At 73.1% G+C, this 20610-nt stretch carries 22 protein-coding genes; 10 read left to right on the forward strand and 12 right to left on the reverse strand.

What is annotated here, in order from left to right:
* Nucleotides 1-80: 80 nt before the first annotated feature.
* Nucleotides 81-773: an HAD family hydrolase gene (locus ACFPL3_RS17715; RefSeq protein WP_343943440.1), complete on the forward strand. Its 693-nt coding sequence runs from the start codon at nucleotides 81-83 to the stop codon at nucleotides 771-773.
* Here the strand turns inward: ACFPL3_RS17715 and ACFPL3_RS17720 are convergent.
* The gene (locus ACFPL3_RS17720; protein WP_343943441.1) at nucleotides 733-1293 is read right to left on the reverse strand and encodes a DinB family protein; all 561 of its coding nucleotides are present in this window, start codon (nucleotides 1291-1293) and stop codon (nucleotides 733-735) included. The genes ACFPL3_RS17715 and ACFPL3_RS17720 overlap by 41 nt on opposite strands.
* 90 nt (nucleotides 1294-1383) lie before the next feature.
* Here ACFPL3_RS17720 and ACFPL3_RS17725 point away from each other — a divergent pair, with 90 nt between their 5' ends.
* A complete protein-coding gene (locus ACFPL3_RS17725; RefSeq protein ID WP_343943442.1) occupies nucleotides 1384-2337 on the forward strand; it encodes a helix-turn-helix transcriptional regulator in 954 nt (317 codons plus the stop codon).
* Between the two features lie 3 nt (nucleotides 2338-2340).
* Here the strand turns inward: ACFPL3_RS17725 and ACFPL3_RS17730 are convergent, their stop codons facing one another.
* Nucleotides 2341-2733 (reverse strand): DUF7715 family protein, encoded by a 393-nt coding sequence (locus ACFPL3_RS17730; RefSeq protein ID WP_343943443.1) that lies wholly within the window; start codon nucleotides 2731-2733, stop codon nucleotides 2341-2343.
* A 71-nt stretch (nucleotides 2734-2804) separates the two neighbouring features.
* Between ACFPL3_RS17730 and ACFPL3_RS17735 the strand changes: the two genes are divergently transcribed.
* Both ACFPL3_RS17735 and ACFPL3_RS17740 read left to right on the forward strand, forming a co-directional pair.
* Nucleotides 2805-3488: a DNA alkylation repair protein gene (locus tag ACFPL3_RS17735; protein WP_343943444.1), complete on the forward strand. Its 684-nt coding sequence runs from the start codon at nucleotides 2805-2807 to the stop codon at nucleotides 3486-3488.
* An 82-nt stretch (nucleotides 3489-3570) separates the two neighbouring features.
* The gene (locus ACFPL3_RS17740) at nucleotides 3571-4086 is read left to right on the forward strand and encodes a hypothetical protein (protein WP_343943445.1); all 516 of its coding nucleotides are present in this window, start codon (nucleotides 3571-3573) and stop codon (nucleotides 4084-4086) included.
* A 19-nt stretch (nucleotides 4087-4105) separates the two neighbouring features.
* On the opposite strand, the gene ACFPL3_RS17745 is transcribed toward ACFPL3_RS17740, so the two are convergent.
* Genes ACFPL3_RS17745 through ACFPL3_RS17760 form a run of 4 tightly spaced genes read right to left on the reverse strand, consistent with a single transcriptional unit; the run spans nucleotide 4106 to nucleotide 8399 of the window.
* Nucleotides 4106-4954 carry a carbohydrate ABC transporter permease gene (locus ACFPL3_RS17745; RefSeq protein WP_343943446.1) on the reverse strand — a complete coding sequence of 283 codons (849 nt, stop codon included), beginning with the start codon at nucleotides 4952-4954 and terminating at the stop codon, nucleotides 4106-4108.
* A gap of 2 nt (nucleotides 4955-4956) precedes the next feature.
* The gene (locus ACFPL3_RS17750; protein ID WP_343943447.1) at nucleotides 4957-5904 is read right to left on the reverse strand and encodes a carbohydrate ABC transporter permease; all 948 of its coding nucleotides are present in this window, start codon (nucleotides 5902-5904) and stop codon (nucleotides 4957-4959) included.
* 3 nt (nucleotides 5905-5907) lie between these two features.
* The gene (locus tag ACFPL3_RS17755) at nucleotides 5908-7212 is read right to left on the reverse strand and encodes an ABC transporter substrate-binding protein (protein WP_343943448.1); all 1305 of its coding nucleotides are present in this window, start codon (nucleotides 7210-7212) and stop codon (nucleotides 5908-5910) included.
* A 2-nt stretch (nucleotides 7213-7214) separates the two neighbouring features.
* Nucleotides 7215-8399: a mandelate racemase/muconate lactonizing enzyme family protein gene (locus tag ACFPL3_RS17760; RefSeq protein ID WP_343943449.1), complete on the reverse strand. Its 1185-nt coding sequence runs from the start codon at nucleotides 8397-8399 to the stop codon at nucleotides 7215-7217.
* Nucleotides 8400-8649: 250 nt separating this feature from the next.
* On the opposite strand from ACFPL3_RS17760, the gene ACFPL3_RS17765 reads away from it, so the two are divergent.
* Entirely contained in the window at nucleotides 8650-9396 is a 747-nt protein-coding gene (locus ACFPL3_RS17765) for a FadR/GntR family transcriptional regulator (RefSeq protein WP_343943450.1), read from the forward strand.
* Nucleotides 9397-10272: 876 nt separating this feature from the next.
* Here the strand turns inward: ACFPL3_RS17765 and pheT are convergent.
* The 6 genes from pheT to infC form a co-directional block, all read right to left on the reverse strand.
* Nucleotides 10273-12753, reverse strand: a complete 2481-nt coding sequence (gene pheT / locus ACFPL3_RS17770; RefSeq protein ID WP_379589361.1) for a phenylalanine--tRNA ligase subunit beta — start codon at nucleotides 12751-12753, stop codon at nucleotides 10273-10275.
* Nucleotides 12754-12775: 22 nt separating this feature from the next.
* Complete coding sequence (pheS, locus tag ACFPL3_RS17775; protein ID WP_343946883.1) at nucleotides 12776-13831, reverse strand: phenylalanine--tRNA ligase subunit alpha; 1056 nt, start codon at nucleotides 13829-13831, stop codon at nucleotides 12776-12778.
* A 13-nt stretch (nucleotides 13832-13844) separates the two neighbouring features.
* Complete coding sequence (locus ACFPL3_RS17780; protein WP_343946939.1) at nucleotides 13845-14666, reverse strand: TrmH family RNA methyltransferase; 822 nt, start codon at nucleotides 14664-14666, stop codon at nucleotides 13845-13847.
* Nucleotides 14663-15040, reverse strand: a complete 378-nt coding sequence (rplT, locus tag ACFPL3_RS17785; RefSeq protein ID WP_142104034.1) for a 50S ribosomal protein L20 — start codon at nucleotides 15038-15040, stop codon at nucleotides 14663-14665. The genes ACFPL3_RS17780 and rplT overlap by 4 nt, the downstream gene beginning before the upstream one ends.
* 74 nt (nucleotides 15041-15114) lie before the next feature.
* A complete protein-coding gene (gene rpmI / locus ACFPL3_RS17790; RefSeq protein ID WP_147258920.1) occupies nucleotides 15115-15309 on the reverse strand; it encodes a 50S ribosomal protein L35 in 195 nt (64 codons plus the stop codon).
* A 75-nt stretch (nucleotides 15310-15384) separates the two neighbouring features.
* Complete coding sequence (gene infC, locus ACFPL3_RS17795; protein WP_343946884.1) at nucleotides 15385-15987, reverse strand: translation initiation factor IF-3; 603 nt, start codon at nucleotides 15985-15987, stop codon at nucleotides 15385-15387.
* 284 nt (nucleotides 15988-16271) lie between these two features.
* Here infC and ACFPL3_RS17800 point away from each other — a divergent pair, with 284 nt between their 5' ends.
* From ACFPL3_RS17800 to ACFPL3_RS17820, 5 genes are read left to right on the forward strand one after another with little or no spacing between them, the layout of a single operon-like run.
* Nucleotides 16272-16781: a hypothetical protein gene (locus tag ACFPL3_RS17800; protein WP_343946885.1), complete on the forward strand. Its 510-nt coding sequence runs from the start codon at nucleotides 16272-16274 to the stop codon at nucleotides 16779-16781.
* Between the two features lie 41 nt (nucleotides 16782-16822).
* Nucleotides 16823-17683, forward strand: coding sequence for a DUF4097 family beta strand repeat-containing protein (locus tag ACFPL3_RS17805; protein ID WP_343946886.1), 861 nt, complete (start codon nucleotides 16823-16825; stop codon nucleotides 17681-17683).
* On the forward strand, nucleotides 17680-18627 hold the full coding sequence (locus ACFPL3_RS17810; RefSeq protein ID WP_343946887.1) for an ATP-binding cassette domain-containing protein: 948 nt from the start codon (nucleotides 17680-17682) through the stop codon (nucleotides 18625-18627). Before ACFPL3_RS17805 ends, ACFPL3_RS17810 begins: the two co-directional genes overlap by 4 nt.
* Complete coding sequence (locus tag ACFPL3_RS17815) at nucleotides 18624-19394, forward strand: ABC transporter permease (protein WP_343946888.1); 771 nt, start codon at nucleotides 18624-18626, stop codon at nucleotides 19392-19394. Before ACFPL3_RS17810 ends, ACFPL3_RS17815 begins: the two co-directional genes overlap by 4 nt.
* Before the next feature lie 11 nt (nucleotides 19395-19405).
* Nucleotides 19406-20599, forward strand: coding sequence for a cytochrome P450 (locus ACFPL3_RS17820; RefSeq protein ID WP_343946889.1), 1194 nt, complete (start codon nucleotides 19406-19408; stop codon nucleotides 20597-20599).
* The last annotated feature ends 11 nt before the right edge of the window (nucleotides 20600-20610 follow it).

A 20610-nucleotide genomic window follows, 5' to 3' on the forward strand; every position in this document is an offset into this window, starting at 1 on the left:
CCGGATCTTCGAACGACGTCCGGCGGCATACGCTCCCTGCCGGTGAGCGAGCTCGCCGAGTGATCTGACGGGGGGCCGGCGTGGATGTCGCCGTGATCGACATGGCGGGGACGACGGTGCGGGAGGACGGCCTCGTCGAGGCGTCCTTCCGGGCCGCGATCGAGCGGGTGGGCGCACCCTTCCCCCACGACTTCCACGCCCGCTTCACCGCCGTGCGGGGCGCCGCGAAGATCGACATGTTCACCGCGCTCCTCGACGGCGACGCGGCCCTGGCCGCCGGGGCCGAGTGCGTCTTCGGCGACGTGCTCGCCGACGCGATCCGCGCCGGTGGGGTGAGCGCCATGCCCGGCGCCGTCGACGCGATCACCCGGCTGCGGGCCGCCGGGGTGGCGGTCGCGCTGGTGACGGGATTCGCCGGGCCGATCCGCGACGTGCTGGTGGAGACGCTCGGCTGGTCGTCGCTCGCCGATCTGGTGCTGTCGTCGTCCGACGTCCGGCGGGGCCGCCCGGCACCCGACCTCGTGCTCACCGCAGCGCTGGAGCTGGGCGCCGGGTCGATGGCACGCGTGGCGGTGGCGGGCGACACCGTGAACGACCTGGTGGCGGGCACGCGGGCGGGTGCCGGGATCGTGGCCGGCGTGCTCACCGGCGCACACGGCATCGCCGAGCTCGGCATCGCGCCGCACACCCACATCGTGCCGACGGTGGCGGAGTTCGCCACGGTGGTGACAACTAGCTCATCGTCTTCTGACCGTCCAGGGCCTCGCGGATGATGTCGGCGTGCCCGGCGTGCTGGGCCGTCTCGCCGACGATGTGCAGGAACACCCGGCGCGCCGACCGGCGGGCCCCCGCCGGGAACCAGGGGGCCGCGGGGAGCGGGTGCGAGGAGTCCAGGTCGACCGTGGCGACCAGCTCGTCGGTGCGGCGGGCGATCTCCTCGTAGCGCGCGAGCGCGCCCTCGAGCGTCTCGTGCGGGAGCAGCTGGAACCCCGCCCGGAACTCCTCGACCTGCTTCGGCGTGGGCTCGCTCCAGTCGATGTCGCCACCCAGCGCCGCCGGCCCGTCGACGATGAAGTCGGCCCAGCCCTTCTCCATCTGCGCAACGTGCTTGATCAGCCCGCCCAGCGTGAGCTCGCTGACGGTGGTGCGCTGCCGGGCCTGGTCGTCGGTGAGCCCCTGCACGGTGTGGCGCAGGAACTGCCGGTGCGTGATCAGCGCCTCCAGGATGTCGGCTCGCTCGCCGGTGAGCGTGGCGATCATGTCGGTGGCCTCCTGCTGGATCGAGCTGGTCATCGGTGCGCCTCTCCGTATCGCTGCTGTTGAGCACGATGTTATGGGCCTCAAGTGCCACTTCCTGACCTCAATTCGCGAGAATCTGGGGCCATGGCGAACACGAGCTCGCGGACCCTGCGGCTGCTGTCCCTGCTGCAGACCCACCGCTACTGGCCCGGCCCCGAGCTGGCCGATCGCCTCGGCGTCTCGGTGCGCACCCTGCGGCGCGACATCGACCGGCTCCGCGAGCTCGGCTACCCCGTGGAGGCGAGCCGCGGCGTGGACGGCGGCTACCAGCTCGCCGCGGGCGCGGCGCTGCCCCCGCTCGTGCTGGACGACGAGGAGGCGGTGGCCCTCGCCGTGGGGTTGCAGACCGCGGCGCAGGGCGGCGTGGCCGGGATCGCCGAGTCGTCGGTGCGCGCCCTCGCCAAGGTGGTGCAGGTGATGCCGCCCCGGCTGCGGCGCCGCGTCGACGCGCTACGGGCGATGACGGTGCCGCTGACCTGGAACAGCACGGCGCCCAGCACCGACCCGGCCGTGCTCACCGCCCTCGCGCAGGCATGCCGCGACACCGAACGGCTCGAGTTCGGCTACACCAGCGCGGCGGGTGAGCGCAGCGACCGCCACGTGGAGCCGCTGCGCCTCGTGTCGCTCGGACGGCGCTGGTACCTCGTGGCCTACGACCTCGTGCGCCACGGCTGGCGCAGCTTCCGCGCCGACCGCATCACCGGCCCCCGCACCACCGGCGCCCGCTTCCTCCCCCGCACCCTGCCCGCCGAGGACGCGGCCGCGTTCGTGCGCGCGTCGATGGAGCAGGTGCCCGCCGGGTGGACGGTGGAGGTGCTCGTGGCCGCCCCCGCCGACCGCGTGCGCTCCGCGGCGAGCCGCTGGGGCACCGTGGAGGACGCCGCCGACGGCCGGTGCCGGCTGACGATGCGCGCCGACTCGCTCGACTGGCCCGCCATGCTCCTCGGCAGCCTGGACGCCGACTTCGAGGTGGTGTCCCCACCCGAGCTGCTCGACCACGTGCGCCGCTGGGCCCGCACCTTCGACCGCGCCACCTGACCGTCAGCTCGTGTCGGCCAGGCAGCGCACGAACAGGTCGTCGAGGCGCCGCTCGACCACCGTGCCCACCGGCCAGTCGACCACGAGCGCGGCCAGCTGGACCGCCTCGCCCGCCGCGCAGTCGCCACAGGGATCCCACCCCTGCTGCTGCAGGCTCGAGCGGATCGCCTCGACGTAGTCGGCCTGCGACAGCGGCACCTCGGCGATCCGGGCCGTGGTGGTGGCCCGGTGCGAGTTGAGCCCGGCGAACGCACGCCCGCACCCGCAGCCGGCGTCGGGATCGGCGAGGTCGGCCGCGCACACCTCCCCGATCCGCACGAGCTCGCCCTCGATGCACCAGTGGTAGTCGTCAGGCCGGTCGCCCTGCGTACGGGCCGTGGCCACGAGCACCTTCATCGTTCGTCCCCCTTCTCCCACGTCGAGGGTGACAGGGGTCACCGACAATTCCGGGTCGTACCGTCCGTCCCGTGCACCCGATCATCACGCGGCTGCGGACCGACCTCGCCGCCTGCGCCGACCCGGTCGCAGCAGCGGAGATGCAGCGGTACATGAAGTCGCCGATGCCGTTCCGCGGCGTCCCGAAGCCCGCCCGCGAGCGGCTGTTGAAGGCCGCCGTGGCCGACCACCCGCTCGCCGACGCCGCCGAGCTGGACGCCGTCGTGCGGGAGCTCTGGGACGCGGCGCGGTTCCGCGAGGAGCGGTACCTGGCCCTGTCCCTCTCGAACCTGCGCCGGCACGCCGCGTGGCTCGACCCGACGTGGATCCCCCTGCTGGAGCACTGGATCGTCACGGGCGCGTGGTGGGACTTCACCGACGAGATCGCGAGCCGCCGCATCGGCCCGCTCCTGCGCGCGCACCCCGGCACCGTGCGGCCCGTGGTGCGCGGCTGGATCACCGACGAGGACCGGTGGCTGCGCCGCACAGCCGTGATCTGCCAGCTGCAGGCGGCGGGCGACACGGACATCGCCCTGCTCACCGAGGCGATCGAGGCCAACATCGACGATCCCGACTTCTTCCTCCGCAAGGGCATCGGGTGGGCCCTGCGCCAGTACGCCCGCACCGACCCGAACTGGGTCCGCGCGTTCGTGGCCGAGCACCCCGGGCTGTCCCCGCTGTCGCACAAGGAGGCCCTGCGCCGCCTCGACCCCTGATCCCGCGAGCCGGTGCCCGCCGACCCGGGCAATCCCGCGGAACCGCCCCGGGACCGGGGTTGCGCCGGTTACCGTCCCACCCGTGGCGTGGGCGTGGGCGTGCGGCGTGCTGGTGGCGCTCGCACTCGCCGGGTGCACCAGCGTCGTCGCGGGCTCGGCCGGGGCGGTGGGCGCACAGGTCGGCGGCCTGGAGCCCGACGTGGTGGCCGACGAGTGCCTCCTCACGGCGGACGAGCTCGGCGACCTCGTCGACGTGGCGGTGGAGCCGCCGCAGCAGGGGGCCGTCGAGCGCGGCGACGGCACCCGCAGCGCCGGCTGCGTCGCGAATGCGGAGTCCGGGCCGGTCGCCCTCATCAACGTGTACGGCGTGCGGTCCGGCTCGCCCGCCGACTACGTGCAGGCCGCCGGCGCGTCCGGGCGGCGGGAGTTGCCGGGCGTCGGCGCCGGGGCCGCGGTGATCGGCACCGCCGCGGGACCCACCCTGCAGCTCGCGGGCGAGCGGTACCTCGTGACGATCCTGGTCTCGGGCCGCGCGCCCTCCGACGAGGAGTGGCGCGCCGCCGGGGAGGCCGCGCTCGCACGGCTCCGGTCCGGGTAGCGCGCGGCCCGGGCGGCCGCTACTTCACGGCCCCGGCGGTGAGGCCCGCGATCAGCTGCCGCTGCAGCACGATGAACAGCAGGATCACCGGAAGCGACACGATCACGCCCCCGGCGGCCAGCAGCCCCCAGTTCACCGTGAATTCCGTGATGAAGAACTGCAGCGCGACGGGCAGGGTGCGCACCGACTCGTCCTGCGCGAGCATCGCGGCGAACGTGTACTCGTTCCAGGACACGATGAAGATGTAGAGGGCTGTCGCCGAGATCCCGGGAACGGCGGTCGGCAGCAGCACGCGCACGAAGGCGCCGAGCCGGCTGCAGCCGTCCACCCGGGCGGCCTCCTCCATCTCGACCGGCAGGGCCGCGAAGTAGCCGGTCATCATCCAGACCGCGAACGGGATCGTGAACGAGCTGTACGCGACGATCAGCGAGGCGTAGGTGTTCAGCAGGCCCGTCACCCGCATGATGTCGTAGATCGGGATGAGGATCAGCACTGTCGGGAACATCGGGATGACGAGGAAGAGGGTCATGAAGAACCGCCGACCCGGGAACCGGAAGCGGGCGAACGCGTAGCTCGACGACATCGAGATGACCAGTCCGAGCGCGGTGCTGCCGAGCGCGACGACGAAGCTGTTGGCGAAGTAGCCGAAGAAGTTCATCCGCTCGAAGAGCATCACGAAGTTCTCGAGCGTCACCGTCGACGGCAGGTACTCCAGCGGGCGCACGAAGATGCGCGACTCCGGCACGAGCGAGGTCTTCAGCAGCCACAGGAACGGCCCGAGGGACAGCAGGATGACCGGGAGCGCCAGCAGCCAGATCACGAACACGCTCCGGCGCCCGCGGGCGGCGACCGGGGAAGCCGTTGTCATGGTCAGTCGTCCTTCCGCATCTGCCGGACGTAGAGGTGCACGACGGCCAGCAGGATCAGCGCGAGCAGCACGCTGACCGCCGACGCGTACCCGAAGTCGAGTCCGCGCACGGCCTCGAAGAACGTGACCACCGGCAGGGTGGTCGTGGCGAAGTTCGGCCCGCCCGCCGTCATGATCCAGATGATCTCGATCGAGTTGGCGAGCCAGATGATCCGCAGGAGCGTCGTCGTGCGGATCGTGTCGATGATGCTGGGCCAGGTGATGTAGCGGAACCGCTGGAGCCCGGAGGCCCCGTCCAGGTGCGCGGCCTCGTACATCTCCGCGGGCACCGCCTGCAGGGCCGCCAGCAGCATCAGCGCGAAGAACGGCATGCCGTGCCAGGTCATCGCGAGCACGACGACGGCCATGGCGGTGCTCGGGTCGTTCAGCCACGGGATGCCGGTGTCGATGAGGCCGACGCGGATCAACAGGTCGTTGACGACGCCGAGGTTGCCGTCGAGGAGCCAGCGCCACAGCAGGGCCACCACGGCGCTGGGCACGACCCACGGCAGCAGGACGGACGCGCGCAGCACGAGCCGGCCGGGGAAGGCGCGGTTCATCAGCACCGCGATCGCCATGCCGATCGCGAACTGGATCGGCAGCACCGCGCCGACCCAGATCGCGGTGGCCCGCAGCGCGCGCCAGAACATCTCGTCGGTCAGCGCCCGGACGTAGTTGTCCAGACCGGAGAAGTAGGCGTTGTCCGGCTCGCGCAGGTTGTAGTGGTGCAGGCTGTAGCCGATCGACTGCACGATCGGGAAGGCCACGACCAGCGCGACGACGCCGCAGGCCGGGAGCAGCAGCAGGTACGGGAGCAACAGGTCACGAGGCCGGCGGCGGGCCCGCCGCACCGGCGCGGCCGGTGGGCCGGTGCGGCGGGGCGCGACGCCGGCGGTGGCACCAGCGCTCACGGTCTACCGCACATCCTCGGCGAGCCGGCCGGCGAACTCCGCGCTGCTCATCTCGCCGGACAGGGCGGGCTGGGTGAGCTGCGGCCACGTCTGCTCGGCCAGCCGCGCGTAGCCCGGGCGCTCGGTGAACGGGATGAGGTACGCGTCGGGGAGGCTGTCGATCGACACCTTCGCGAACGGGTTCTCCTGGAAGTACGGGTCGGAGCCGACCGACTGCCGCACCGGCAGCCCGCCGTCCTCCGTGCAGAAGATCCGCATCGCCTCGGGGGAGGCCAGGTAGGACACCCATTCCCACGCGGCGTCGGGGTCCTGCCCGCCTGCGTAGACCGCGTTCATGCTGGGCCCGAACTCGGTCCACCGCCGCCCGGACGGCCCGACGGGCATCGGGACCGCCCGGATGTTCTCCGCACCGAGCGTCGAGACGAGGGTCTCCGACGACTTGATGTGGTGGATGGCGGTGCCGGTGACGCCTGCCTTCATGTTGTTCATCAGCTGCTCGAAGCCGTCGCCCGACGCGGTGGGCGGCACGACCCGGTGCGTGCGCGCGAGGTCCAGGAACCAGTCGGTGCCCGCGATGTGCTCGGGCTGGTGGAAGACCGGCGCGCCGCCGGGTCCCCGTACCGCGTCCAGCCCGGCGAGGGACGCCAGCCACATGAAGTAATGGATGTGCCCGTGGGTGGCGCCGCGCAGTCCGTAGCCGTACCGGCCGGCGGCCGGGTCGGTGATGGCGCGGCAGGCCGCCACGAAGTCGTCTGTGGTCCGCGGTTCGGGCAGCCCGGCGTCCCGGAACCAGTCGGGCCGGTAGTACAGGTAGCTCACCAGTCCGTACCACGGCATCGTGTGCAGCGGGGCGCTCTCGTCGCCGAGGCGGGAGCCCAGCACCGCGGTGGGGACGAAGTCGTCCTTGTCCGGCATGGCGTCGAAGTACTGGTCGAGCGGATGCAGGGCGCCCATCGCCGCGATGTCCGCGACGTTGTTCACGTGGATCGCCGAGGCGTCCGGCGGATCGCCCGCGTTGATCGCGGCCAGCAGCCGCTCGTACACGGCGCTCGCCGGCATCAACTCCACGTCGACCTCGATCGACGGGTGGTTCTCGTTGAACCGGTCGGCCAGGTCGTCCAGCACGCGGGACGTCGGGTCGTCGACCCACGCCCAGTAGCGCAGGCGCAGCTTCTGCGATCCGCCGGAGGAGCCGCCACCCCCCGTGCCCGGTCCCGGGATGCAGGCGCTCAGGGCGGTTCCCGCGGCCGCGAGTCCCGCTCCGCGCAGCAGGGTGCGCCGGCTGATGCTCGTCCTCTGGGCACCCATCGTCACGCCCTCCCCGCCGCCGCGGCCGGTGAACCCGGCTCGACGTGGTCGGACCACGAGTGCTTGCGGCGCCGTCCCTGCGTGGACACCATCGCGCCGTGCGGGAGCTCGGCCAGCTCGTACCGCCCCGCGTCCGCGCGCAGCTCCATCCCGTGGCCGGGCCGGTCGCTCAGGGTGATCCAGCCGTCGGACACCACCTGGTGGTTGTCGACGATCGCGTCCCACCCCGGCCAGACCAGCTCCACGCCCAGGTGCTGCGGCATGACCGCTCCGATGTGCGCCATGAAGTCACCGGGGCAGTTCATGGTCGCCACCGGCAGTTCGTACGCCGCCGCGAGCTCCGCCACCTGCAACGCCCCGGTGATACCGCTCGTGTACTGGCCCACCTGCACGATGTCGACGGCCTCGCCGTGGACGAGGGGGAGGAAGTCCCACGTGCCGTTCAAGTTCTCCCCGGTGGCGACGGCGGTGCTGATCTGGCGCGACACCGCGCGCAGGCCGCGCACGTCCCACCGGCGCGTCGGCTCCTCGCACCACTCCAGGTCGAACGTCTTCTCGACCTCGCGGACGTACCGCACCGCCTCCTTCGGCGACCAGTACTCGTTGGCGTCGATGGCCAGGCGTGCGGTGCGCCCGCCCGTGCTCAGGGCTTGGCGCATCAGGTCGATCCGCCGCAGGTCGGATTCGAGGTCGCGGCCCACCTTCAGTTTGCCGAGGGTGATCCCGAGGTCGGCCATCCGCCGGTAGAACGCGGTGATCTCCTCGTCCGGCAGCGGCAGGTCGATTCCGCTCGCGTACGCCAGGACCTGGCCCGACGAGGCGCCGAGGGTCTTCCACAGCGGCTCGCCGTTGGCCTTGGCCTTGAGGTCCCACAGCGCGACGTCGAGGTGGCAGATGGCTTCCTTGACGATCCCCTCGACCCCACCCTTGAAGGCGCGATCGGCCATCCGCTGCCAGAGCCCCCGGACGCCTGCCGGGTCCTCCCCCTTCAGCATCTCCGCGAACTCGACGACGGTCTGCCGGGCCGCCGGGTTCCCGATGCTGAGGCCGGTGAGCCCCTCGTCGGTCTCCAGCTGCACCGCCAGGACCGTGGTCCGGCTGCGTCCGACGGGATCGTTGGCGTCGCCGATCGGGCGTGTGTAGGGGAGCTCGAACACCCTGGTCGTCACTCCGGTGACGGCAACCACGTCTTCTCCTCGGGATCGTGCCGCCGTGCGCAGGGCCGGGGAACGGCGCGCGGGGAGCGGCGGTCGTGGACGCAGCGGACGGCGCCGGCCCTGACGAGGTCGGGTCGCATCGGTCTCCCTTGATCCGCTGCCGTTAGATAGCAACTAACGCCGCGCGGACCGTAGATCGCCAGGGAGCGCGGGGTCAATAGTTGCCATCAAATATGGGCTGGGGGAGGATGGCGGCCGCACGAAGAACGGTGAGGTGGACGTGACCGATGAGCGGGCCTACCGCCCGGGCTACCAGATCGCGGCGGAGCGGATACTCGCGCACATCCGCTCGGCCGGCTTGAACCCCGGCGACCGGTTGCCGACCGAGAAGCAGCTCGCCGCCGACCTCGGGGTGAGCCACACGGTGGCCCGCGAGGCCGTCAAACTGCTGTGCGCGCGCGGTCACCTCACCGTCCGCAAACGCGCGGGGATCTTCGTGGGGCAGCCGGAGGAGCAGCTACCACCGGAGGTCTGGGGCAGCCTGCTGGTCGAGAACCTCGAGCACGTGGAGATGCTGTTCGAGTGCCGCCGCACGGTCGAGGGGCAGACGGCGGCGCTGGCCGCTCAGCGTGCCACCCCGCTGCAGGTCCGGGCCCTGCGGGAGCTCGCGGAACGCACGCTCGTCGCCGCCCGCGACGACGACCCGGCCGCGTTCGCCGAGGCGGACGAGCAGTTCCACCAGGCGCTCGCCGAGGCCGCGCACAACATGTTCCTGACATCCATCGTGGGGACGGTCACGACGCTCAAGCGACGGGTGCTGACGGTCGGGCTCGGTGACGAGCCCGGTGCGGGGATGCGTCGAGGCGCCTCGGAGCACCAGGCGGTCGCCGACGCCGTCGCCGACGGCGACCCCGGGGCCGCGGAGTCGGCGATGCGCCTCCACGTCGACAACGCGCTGGCCGGCTACCGCGCGGAGGTGCAGCGCAACCTCTTCGCCACCACGCCCGCACCGCCCGCGGCACGGTGAGGTGATCACCGGCTCCGGGCCACCGCACACCAGATGGGGGCGGCACACACCGCCCGCGATGTGTGCGGTCCCGCTTCGCTGCGTGCGGTGGCCTCTCGTGGGCGCACACCCATGATCGGCAGGATCGAGACGCGCCCGAGCCGGTCACAGCACCAGAGGTGCCCCGGGCCGCGCGGCGCGTCCGACCGATGATCATCCCGACCAGTACCACAGGGCCGCCGGGACCACTCCCGGGTACGACTCACCACGGGACGACCATCACGAACCGCACACCAGCGCGGTCACCACCACCGTGACGCACTGCTCGCCCCGCTTGACCGCCGGACCAGTCGCGAGGAGCTCACGAGCCGCACATCAGCGCGGCCACAGCAACTGACGTGTACAGCCATCCGAGCTCGCGCCGACCGGGTCTCCCCACCCGGCGCCGTGGAGCTTGATCACCAGATCGGCGCGTTTCCCGACGCCAGGCGGCGGATTCTGCACCCGACTGGCGATCATGAGCTGCGGCGGCGGCCTCTCATGGGAAGCCGCTCAGAACCCGCCGGAGCTGGACCCACCGAACCGGCCCACAGCACGACGAGTGCCCCGGGCCGCGGGGGCCGTCCGACCCATGATCCTTCCGACCAGTACCTCAGGGCCGCCGGGACCACCCCCAGGTGCGACTCACCCGAGACGATCACCACGAGCCGTACGCCGGCGCGGTCCCCACCACCGCCACGTACTGCTCGGCCCGCGCGAGCACACCCGGACCGGCGGCAAGGAGCTCCTCACCCGAAACCGGGGAGCTTGATCACCAGATGGGTGCGTTTCCCGACGCCAGGTGTCGGGTTTCGCGCCCGACTGGCGATCATGGACTCCGAGGCACCGGTCGCCGGGTCAGGCGCGCAGCACCGCGTGGTGCCGTTCCGCGGCCATGGCGACCGCGGCGTCCCGGGCGGCGTTGGCTTCCTCGCTGGTCAGGGTGCGGTCAGGCGCGCGGAACCGGAGCGTGAACGCCAGGGACCGGCGACCCTCGCCGACCTGCTCACCCGTGTAGACGTCGAAGAGGCGGACGTCCTCGAGGAGTTCGCCGCCGCCGTCGTGCAGGGTGTCGGCGATGTCGGCGGCGGGCACGGCGGCGTCGGCCACGAGCGCGACGTCGACCGCGATCGGCGGGTACGGCGAGACCTTGGGCGCGGGCCTGCGGTCGGAGAGCGGGATCGCGTCGAGGTCGAGCTCCATGGCGCAGGTGCGCTCCGGCAGCCCGAGGGCCTCCACGACCTTGGGGTGCAGCTCCCCCGCGTGGCCGACGACCCAGTCGCCGACGCGCAGGGCGGCGCACCGGCCGGGGTGGAACGGCGGCAGCGCGGCCGCGGTGACCCGCAGCTCGACGCCCGCGGCCTGCCCGACGAGCCGGGCGGCCTGCACGGCGTCGGCCCATCCGGCCGCGCGTCCGGGCCCCCACCAGCCGCGCCGCTCGCGCTCGCCGGCGAGCACGGCCGCGACGTGCAGCGGCTGTGCCGGCAGTGCGGCCTCGATCTGGGCCAGTTCGGCGTCGGAGGGGCGGCCGGTGACGTCCGGGTCGGGCATCGGCTTGGCCTCGGCGTGCGGCAGGACGACCTGCCCGATGTGGTAGAGCGCGAGGTCGGTGGCGCCGCGGGAGTGGTTGCGCACCAGCGTGTCGAGCAGGCCCGGCAGCAGGGTGGTGGCGAGCTCGGCGCGTTCGGCGTCGAGCGGGTTGAGCACGGGCACGGTGCGGCGGCGCACGTCGTCGGCGGGCAGCCCGAACGCGTCCCACGCGGCGGGGCCCACGAACGGGAACGGCTCCACCTCGACGTACCCGGCCTCGGCGAGGGCCCGCGACACAGCGCGGCGCCGCTCCTGGCTCGGCGTGAGGCCGCGGCCGGCGGGCGCGGCGGGCAGCACCGAGGGGATCACGTCGTAGCCCTCGAGGCGCAGCACCTCCTCCACCAGGTCGGCGGGCTGCGTGAGGTCGGGGCGCCACGACGGCGGGTGGGCGACCACGCGGGCGCGGCCGTCGTCGCCGGTGACCAGGTCGACGGCGCACCCGATCTGGCTGAGGCGCCGGACGGTGACGCCCGGCGCGTAGGCGACGCCCGCGACCTCGTCGGGCAGGTTGATCGGCATCCGCACGGGCTCCCGCACGGGCGCTGCACCGGCGTCGGTGCGGCCGGGCGCGATCGTGCCGCCGCCGTGCTCGACGAGCAGCTGCGCGGCGCGCTCGGCGGCGACCGGGGGCAGCTGCGGGTCGACGACCCGCTCGAACCGCTTCGACGCCTCCGACGGCAGCTTGTGCCGACGGGCGGCGCGCGCGATCACGGCCTGGTCGAAGTGGGCGGCCTCGATGAGGACGTCGATGCGCCCGTCCTCCCCCGGCTCGCCGATCTCGGTGGACGCCCCGCCCATCACGCCGGCGAGGCCGATCGGGCCGGAGTCGTCGGTGATGAGCAGGTCGTCGGGGTCGAGGGTGCGCTCGACGTCGTCGAGGGTGACGAGCTTCTCCCCCGCCTCCGCTCGGCGTACGACGATCGCGCCCGACACGCGGTGGGCGTCGTAGGCGTGCAGCGGCTGGCCGAGCTCGAGCATCACGTAGTTGGTGACGTCGACGATCAGGGAGATCGGGCGCATCCCGGCGGCGAGGAGCCTGCGCTGCATCCACCACGGCGAGGGGGCGGCCGGGTCGACGCCGTCGACGCGGCGGGCGACGAACCGCGCGCAGCCGGGGTCGGGGAGCTCCACCGGCCAGGCGTCGCCATCGGCGGGGGGCACCTCGACCCGGGCGGCCGGGTCGGGGAAGTCGACGTCGAGGGAGCCTGCCAGCTCGCGGGCGAGCCCGCGCACGGAGAAGCAGTAGCCGCGGTCCGGGGTGATGGCGAGCTCGACGATCGGGTCGTCGCGCCCGAGCAGCGGCAGCGCGTCGTCGCCGGGCTCGGCGGTGCCGGGCGGGAGCACCATGATCCCGGCGTGGTCGGAGCCGAGGCCGAGCTCGCGGGCCGAGGCGATCATGCCGTCGGAGACGTGGCCGTAGGTCTTGCGCGCCGAGATGGCGAAGTCGCCGGGCAGCACGGCGCCCGGCAGTGCGACGACGACGAGGTCACCCGCCGCGAAGTTGGAGGCGCCGCAGATGATGCCCCGCACCTTCTCGCCGACGTCGACCTGGCACCACCGGATGGGCTTCTTCAGCCCCTCCAGGACCTCGAACTCCAGCACCCGCCCGACGACGATCGGGCCGGTGAGCTCCGGCGGCTGGTGGACGTCCTCGATCTCCAGCCCGACGCGCACGAAAGCCTCGGCCGTGTCGTCGACAGGCGGGAGCTCGCCGATGTGCTCGGCGAGCCAGGACAGCGGTACACGCACTTCTTCGCCCTCCGGGGCAGACTCAGACGCCGAACGCGCGGCTGAAGCGGACGTCGCCCTCGACCATGTCGCGCATGTCGGGGATGCCGTTGCGGAACTGGAGCGTGCGCTCCAGCCCCATGCCGAACGCGAACCCGGAGTGCACCTCCGGGTCGATGCCGCAGGCGCGCAGGACGTTCGGGTTGACCATGCCGCAGCCGCCCCACTCGACCCAGCCGGCCCCGCCCTTCTTCTCCGGGAACCAGACGTCCACCTCGGCGGACGGCTCGGTGAACGGGAAGAACGACGGCCGCAGCCGGGTGCGCGACGCAGGCCCGAACATGGCGCGGGCGAACGCGTCGAGCGTGCCCTTGAGGTGCGCCATGGTGATGCCGCGGTCGACGGCGAGGCCCTCCACCTGGTGGAACACCGGGGTGTGGGTGGCGTCGAGGGCGTCGGTGCGGAACGTGCGGCCCGGGCACACGACGTAGACCGGCAGCTCACGCTCCAGCAGGGCACGGACCTGCACCGGTGAGGTGTGGGTGCGCAGCACCGTGCCCGACTGCTCGGACTCCCCCAGGTAGAAGGTGTCCTGCATGGTGCGGGCCGGGTGGTCCTTGCCGAAGTTCAGCGCGTCGAAGTTGAGCCAGGACGACTCGACCTCGGGCCCCTCGGCCACCTCCCAGCCCATCGCGACGAACACGTCGGCGATGCGCTCGGCGATCTGCGTGATCGGGTGGCGGGCACCGCGCGGGATGCGGTCCCACGGCAGCGTGACGTCGACGGTCTCCTCGACGAGCACGCGGGCGTCGCGCTCCTCGACGAGCACGGCGCGGCGGGCGTCGTACGCCTCCTGCACCTCCTGCCGCGCCGCGTTGACGCGCTTGCCCGCGGCGGCGCGCTCCGGGCCGGGCAGCGAGCCGAGCTCGCGGCGGGCCAGCAGGATCGGGGCGCGGTCGCCCAGGTGGGCCGGGCGCACGGCGGCGAGCTCGGCGAGGTCGGACGCCTCGGCGAAGGCCCGCTGCGCGGCCGCGACGGCGGCCTTCAGCGCGTCGGGGTCCAGCAAGCTGGGAACGTCGAGGTCCGTGCTCTCAGTCATGGTGTGGGGGATCCTATCGACGACGTGCTGCAGCACTCGCGTAGAGGCAGACGGCGGCCGCGGTGGCCAGGTTCAGGCTCTCCGCGCGGCCGTGGATGGGGATGCGGACGCGGTGGTCGGCGCGGGCCGCGAGGTCGGCGGGCACGCCGTGCGCCTCGCCACCGAACACCCAGGCCACAGGCCCGGCGAGCACCGGCTGCGCGGCGGGTTCGTGCAGGTCGAGCTCGCCCTCCGCGTCGGCGGCGAGCAGGGTGAGCCCGGCGGCGGCGCAGGCGTCCAGCACGGCGGCGGCGTCGCGGTCACGGGCGAGCGGCAGGTGGAAGACGCTGCCGGTGGAGGCACGCACCGCCTTGCCGTTGTGGGGGTCGACGGTGTCACCCGCCAGCAGCACGGCGTCGGCGCCCGCGGCGTCGGCCACCCGGATCACGGTGCCCGCGTTGCCCGGATCGGTGATGCCGGCGCACACCGCGACGAGCGTCGGGCGCCCGCCCAGTGCGTCCGCGACGGGAACGTCGAGCAGGTCGCAGACCGCCACCAGGCCCTGCGGGGTGACGGTGTCGGAGAGCGACTCGGCGGCCCGCTCGATGACGGGGCTGATCCGGGCTCCCGCACCGGCAGCGGCGTCGACGAGGTCCGGATGCCGCTCGGCGGCGGCAGCCGTGACGAACAGCTCGCGCACCCGGGCATACCGGACCGCCTCGCGGACGGCCTGCGCCCCCTCCACGAGGAACCGCCCGGCCCGATCGCGGCCCGGGCGCCGCAGCAGCTTGCGGGCTGCGACGACGCGCGGGGTGCGTTCGGTGCCGGGCGGTTCGGCAGGAGCCTGAGCGCTCAGGCGGCGCTCCCGTCCTGGGCGGGCACGTTGGCCCGGGCGAGCTCGACGAGCGCGGTGAACGCGGCCGGGTCGCTGATGGCGATCTCCGAGAGGATCTTGCGGTCGACCTCGACACCCGCGGCCTTGATGCCCTGGATGAAGCGGTTGTACGTCATGCCGTTGGCGCGAGCAGCCGCGTTGATGCGGGTGATCCACAGCTGCCGGAAGTCGCCCTTCTTGGCGCGGCGGTCGCGGTAGGCGTAGTTCAGCGAGTGGAGCATCTGCTCCTTCGCCTTGCGGTAGAGGCGCGACCGCTGCCCGCGGTAGCCGCTGGCCAGCTCGAGGGTGGTGCGGCGCTTCTTCTGAGCGTTGACCGCGCGCTTCACGCGTGCCATGGGGGAATTCCTTAATGTCGGGCCGGAGCGGGGTGGCCGCGCCGGTCAGGCGGGAGGGGAGCTCGCGGTGCCGGTCAGCGGCCGAGCAGCTTCTTGACGCGCTTGACGTCGGCCTTGCTCACCGGCACGACGCCGGACAGGTCGCGCGTCTCCTTGCTCGACTTGACCTCGAGGCGGTGGCGCAGACCGGTCTGCTGGCGCAGCAGCTTGCCCCGGCCGGTGACCTTGACCCGCTTGGCGATCCCGCTGTGCGTCTTGTTCTTGGGCATGACAGTTCCGTTCACCGATGACGCCCCCGGTGTGGGGGCGTCGTGTTGTCGTCCTACGCGTTCCGCTGGGTGCCGTCAGCCCTGCTGGGTGGCCGGCTTGCGGGCGGCGGGCTTCTTGTTCGGAGCGATCACCATCGTCATGTTCCGCCCGTCCTGCTTGGGCGCGGCCTCGACCGTGCCCAGCTCCGCCACGTCCTCTGCGAGACGCTGGAGCAGCCGGAAGCCCAGCTCGGGGCGGGACTGCTCGCGGCCGCGGAACATGATCGTGACCTTGACCTTGTTGCCACCCTCGAGGAAGCGTACGACGTTGCGCTTCTTGGTCTCGTAGTCGTGGGTGTCGATCTTCGGCCGGAGCTTCTGCTCCTTGATCGTGGTGAGCTGCTGGTTGCGGCGGGACTCCCGGGCCTTCTGCGCGCTCTCGTACTTGAACTTGCCGTAGTCCATGAGCTTGCAGACCGGCGGGCGGGCCTGAGCCGCGACCTCGACGAGGTCGAGCTCGGCCTCCTGCGCGAGCCGCAGGGCGTCCTCGATGCGCACGATGCCGACCTGCTCCCCGTTCGGCCCGACCAGGCGGACCTCGGGAACGCGGATGCGGTCGTTGATGCGCGTCTCTGTGCTGATGGGGTCTCCTCGTGTTCGACGTCGTCCGGCGCGACGGAGCGAAGACCCGTGATACACCGGTCGAGCCGTGCAGCTCAACCGGCGGACCGGAACCCGGACGCCTGAGCGGCGGCGGGTGGGAGCGGGGCTCCGCTTGTACGCCCTGACGCATCGAACAACGCGCGACAGGGTGGTCGCATTCCGGAGGGTACCAGGGCCGGCGGCGGCCCGCGCGCACCGGCTCCGTCAGCGGGGTGTCACCGCGCGCCGTAGCGACGCCGCGCAGCCACAGTCTGCGCGGCGCCACCCGTGGCATCATCGCTCGCTTGACGTGGTGCCAATGTGGTGCCACTCTGGCTCGCATGGACCTGACGCCTCACGTGGAACGGCTGCGCCACGAGCTCGCGGTCGCCGCAGCCGCCGGCGGCGACGAGGCGCGGGCGCTCGCCGAGCGGCTCACCGCCCCCCTGGAGTCCGCCGTGCGGTTGATGCTGCTGGAAGCTCTGTCCGAGGCCGCCGACGAGATCACCCGCGAGCTCGCGCCCGGCTCCGTCGAGATGCGGTTGCGCGGGCGGGAGCCGGGCTTCGCGGTCACCCCGGCCCCGGCCGACGTCGCCACCGCCGACCCCGATCCCGGATCCGGCGTGGCACCACCCGAGCTCGACGAAGGCGCCATGACGCGCATCAACCTCCGGCTCCCCGACACCCTGAAGGCCCGGGTCGAGGAGGCCGCGGGCCGCGAGCGGCTCTCGGTGAACGCGTGGCTGGTGCGCGCGGCCGCGGCGGCACTCGGATCCGACACACGTGGCACCGCCCAGCCGGTGCCACGCACCCCACGCGGCGGTCAGAGCCTCAGCGGCTGGGTCCGCTGACACCTGCCCGTCCCCACCACCCCTACCGGGAGGGCTTCGCCATGCCCACGTTCGCCACACCGGACCCGATCACGCTCACCCTCACGCTCACCGCCGCCGACATCCGGCTGCGTGCGAGCGAGCGCACCGACACCGTCGTCACGGTCGCACCCCGCGACCCGGCCAACGCCAAGGACGTCGAGCTCGCGGAGCGCACCCGCACCGACTTCGCCGACGACCGGCTCGAGATCCGCGCCCCGCAACCGTGGCGCGTGCTCGGCCCGTCCCGGAACGCCGGGGCGCTCGACGTCGAGATCGAACTGCCCACCGGATCCGAGGTGCACGGGGAGGCGTGGATCGCCGACCTGCACGCCACGGGCGAGCTCGGGCGCGTCGAGTTCAGCACCTCGCTGGGTGATCTCACCGTCGACCGCACCGGCCCCGCGAAGCTGGCCACGAACAGCCGGGTGACCGCGCGCCGGATCGGCGGGACCGCCGAGATCAAGTCCGCCGGTGCCGTGCGCATCGACGAGATCGGCGGTCCGACGACGATCAAGAACCTCAACGGCGCCACCGAGGTCGGGCGGGTCGAGGCCGAGCTCACCTGCCGTTCCGCCAACGGGGACGTCTCCGTCGGCACCGCGCTGGCCGACGTGAAGGCCACGACCTCCAACGGTGCCATCCGCGTCGAGGAGGTCGTGCGCGGCGACATCTCGCTCAAGACCGCCAACGGCCACGTCGAGATCGGCATCCGCCCCGGCACGGCCGCGCGGCTGGACGTGCACACGAAGTTCGGCCGGGTCCGCAACGGCCTCGACGCCACCGACGGCCCCGGCGACTCCGACGAGGTCGCGACCATCAGCACCCGCACGTCCGTCGGCGACATCGTCATCCGGCGTCCCGAATCCGGGGCTGTCCGATGAGCACCACCGCGATCAGCGTGCGCGGCCTGCGCAAGGCGTACGGCGCCGAGGTCGTGCTCGACGGCCTCGACCTCGAGATCCCGGCGGGCTCGATCTTCGCGCTGCTCGGGCCGAACGGCGCCGGAAAGACCACCACCGTCGGCATCCTCTCCACGCTGATCCCCGCCGACGGCGGGAGCGTGCGCGTCGCAGGCCACGACCCGGCCACCGACCCCGACGCGGTACGGGCGGCGATCGGCGCCACCGGCCAGTTCTCCGCCGTCGACGGCCTGCTCACCGGCGAGGAGAACCTCGTCCTGATGGCCGACCTGCACCACCTGGGCCGGGCCGAGGGCCGCCGCCGGGCCCGCGAGCTGCTGGGGCGCTTCGACCTCGTCGACGCCGCGCGCCGGCCCGCGGCCACGTACTCCGGCGGCATGCGGCGCCGGCTCGACCTCGCCATGGGTCTCGTCGGCCGCCCGCGGGTGCTGTTCCTCGACGAGCCGACCACCGGCCTCGACCCGCGCAGCCGGCGCGCGCTTTGGGACGTGATCCGCGAGCTCGCCACCGGCGGCGTCACGGTGCTGCTCACCACGCAGTACCTGGAGGAGGCCGATCAGCTCGCCGAGCGCGTCGCGGTGCTCGACCACGGCCGGATCGTCGCCGCCGGCACGCCCGACGAGCTCAAGAACCTCGTACCCGGCGGCCACGTCCGGCTGACCTTCCCCGACCCCGCCCGGTACGACGCGGCAGCCCGCGTGCTCACCGGCGCCGTCCGCGACGACGCCGCGCTGGCCCTGCAGGTCGCGAGCGGTGGCACCGCCCACGAGATCCGGTACCTGCTGGACGAGCTCGACCGCCGTGGCCTCGTCGCCGAGCGGCTCACCGTGCACACCCCCGACCTCGACGACGTGTTCCTCGCCCTCACCGGGCACCCGGCCCCCACGGAGGCGATGTCCCGATGACCGCAACCCTCGCGCTGCGGGACTGCTCGACGATGCTGCGCCGCCAGCTGCGGCACCTGCAGCGCTACCCCTCGTTGACGCTGATGCTCGCCGGGATCCCGGTGATCTTCCTGCTGCTCTTCGTGTACGTGCTCGGCGGCACGCTGGGCACGGGGCTCGGCGGCGACCGCGGCGACTACGCCACCTACGTCACCCCGGGGGTTCTGCTGATGACCGTCGGCGCCGCCGTGAACGGCACGTCCGTCTCGGTGGCGATGGACATGACCGAGGGCATCGTCGCCCGGTTCCGCACCATGGCGATCTTCCGGCCGTCGGTGCTGACCGGGCACGTGCTGGGCAGCACCGTCCAGACGGCGCTGTCGGTCCTCGTCGTCGCCTGCGTCGCGGTGCTCGTCGGCTTCCGCCCGGGCGCGGGCGTCGCCGGGTGGCTCGGCGCCCTCGGCGTCATCGCCGCCTTCTCCCTCGCCCTGATCTGGCTCGGCGTCGCGCTCGGCATGAGCGCGGGCAGCGTCGAGACCGCGAGCAACACGCCCATGCCGCTCATGCTGCTGCCCTTCCTCGGCAGCGGCTTCGTGCCCACCGAATCCATGCCGGCCGGGCTGCGCTGGTTCGCCGACCACCAGCCGTTCACCCCGGTGATCGAGGCCGTACGCGCCCTGCTGATGGGCACGCCCGCCGGCGGCCACGTCGCCGCCGCCCTCGCCTGGAGCGCCGCGATCGGGATCGGCTCCTACCTCTGGGCGGTCCGCCGCTACAACCGCCGCTGAACGGAGCCGACATGGCCGAGACCCTCACCCCGCGCGTCACCGCCCTCCCGACCGGGCGCCACCCGGACCGGCCCTTCGACCCGCCAGCCGAGCTGGCCGGGTTCCGCGAGCGGCACCCGCTCGTGCGCATGACCTACCCCGACGGGCACGACGGTTGGCTCGCCACCGGCTACGACGCCTGCCGCGCCGTGCTCGCCGACCGCCGCTTCAGCTCCCGCTACGAGCTCATGCACCTGCCGGTGCCGATCGTGGGCGCGCCGCCCGAGCTGCCGCCCGCCCCGGTCGGCGACCTCACCGGGATCGACGCGCCCGAGCACACGCGGCTGCGGCGCCTGCTGATCGGCTGGTTCACCGTGCGCCGGATGCGCGCGCTCACCGAGCGCGTGGAGGAGATCACCGCGGACCGGCTCGACGCCATGGAGCGCACGGGCGCGCCGGTGGACCTGGTGGCGGAGTTCGCGTCGCCGATCCCCGCCCTCGTCATCTGCGAGCTGCTCGGCGTGCCCTACGGCGACCGCGACACGTTCCGCCGCCACGTCCTCACGCTGACCGACACGATCAGCGCAGCCGAGGAGAAGGGCGCGGCCATCGACGCCCTGCAGGCGTACCTGCTCGACCTGGTGCGGGCGAAGCGGGCCCGGCCCGGCCAGGACATCCTCAGCAGTCTCACCGGCAGCGACCTCTCCGACGACGAGCTGGCCGGCACCGGCGCGTTCCTGCTCGCGGCCGGCCTCGACACCACGGCCAACATGCTCGCCCTCGGCACGTTCGCGCTGCTCCGCCACCCCGACCAGATCACCGCGCTGCGCTCGGATCCGGAGAACTCGGTGGAGGAGCTGCTGCGCTACCTCACCATCGCGCACACCAACGTCCGCGCCGCGCTCGAGGACGTCGAAGTGGAGGGGCAGCTGATCCGGGCGGGTGAGAGCGTCACGATCGCGATGCACGCCGCCAACCGCGACCCCGCGCAGTACCCGGACCCCGACACCCTCGACCTGCGCCGGCGCACCACCGGCCACCTGGCGCTGGGCCACGGGATCCACCAGTGCCTCGGCCAGCAACTGGCCCGGGTCGAGATGCAGGTGGCGTTCCCCGCGCTGTTCGCCCGGTTCCCCACGCTGCGGCTCGACTGCGACCCGGCGGACGTCCCGCTGCGCGTCCACTCCACGATCTTCGGCGTGCACACCCTCCCGATTTCGTGGTGAAGGGCTTGCCT

Origin of the sequence: Pseudonocardia zijingensis, from assembly GCF_042657305.1 — a bacterium.
GTDB classification, from domain to species: domain Bacteria; phylum Actinomycetota; class Actinomycetes; order Mycobacteriales; family Pseudonocardiaceae; genus Pseudonocardia; species Pseudonocardia zijingensis.

Excerpts from the sequence above, each read along its gene's own strand:
- ACFPL3_RS17725 (WP_343943442.1), top strand. The coding sequence starts at position 1,384 with ATGGCGAACACGAGCTCGCGGACCCTGCGGCTGCTGTCCCTGCTGCAG.
- ACFPL3_RS17745 (WP_343943446.1), bottom strand. The coding sequence starts at position 4,954 with ATGACAACGGCTTCCCCGGTCGCCGCCCGCGGGCGCCGGAGCGTGTTC.
- ACFPL3_RS17730 (WP_343943443.1), bottom strand. The coding sequence starts at position 2,733 with ATGAAGGTGCTCGTGGCCACGGCCCGTACGCAGGGCGACCGGCCTGAC.
- pheS (WP_343946883.1), bottom strand. The coding sequence starts at position 13,831 with ATGACTGAGAGCACGGACCTCGACGTTCCCAGCTTGCTGGACCCCGAC.
- ACFPL3_RS17810 (WP_343946887.1), top strand. The coding sequence starts at position 17,680 with ATGAGCACCACCGCGATCAGCGTGCGCGGCCTGCGCAAGGCGTACGGC.
- ACFPL3_RS17755 (WP_343943448.1), bottom strand. The coding sequence starts at position 7,212 with ATGGGTGCCCAGAGGACGAGCATCAGCCGGCGCACCCTGCTGCGCGGA.
- ACFPL3_RS17820 (WP_343946889.1), top strand. The coding sequence starts at position 19,406 with ATGGCCGAGACCCTCACCCCGCGCGTCACCGCCCTCCCGACCGGGCGC.
- ACFPL3_RS17815 (WP_343946888.1), top strand. The coding sequence starts at position 18,624 with ATGACCGCAACCCTCGCGCTGCGGGACTGCTCGACGATGCTGCGCCGC.
- rpmI (WP_147258920.1), bottom strand. The coding sequence starts at position 15,309 with ATGCCCAAGAACAAGACGCACAGCGGGATCGCCAAGCGGGTCAAGGTC.
- rplT (WP_142104034.1), bottom strand. The coding sequence starts at position 15,040 with ATGGCACGCGTGAAGCGCGCGGTCAACGCTCAGAAGAAGCGCCGCACC.
- ACFPL3_RS17800 (WP_343946885.1), top strand. The coding sequence starts at position 16,272 with ATGGACCTGACGCCTCACGTGGAACGGCTGCGCCACGAGCTCGCGGTC.
- ACFPL3_RS17720 (WP_343943441.1), bottom strand. The coding sequence starts at position 1,293 with ATGACCAGCTCGATCCAGCAGGAGGCCACCGACATGATCGCCACGCTC.
- ACFPL3_RS17805 (WP_343946886.1), top strand. The coding sequence starts at position 16,823 with ATGCCCACGTTCGCCACACCGGACCCGATCACGCTCACCCTCACGCTC.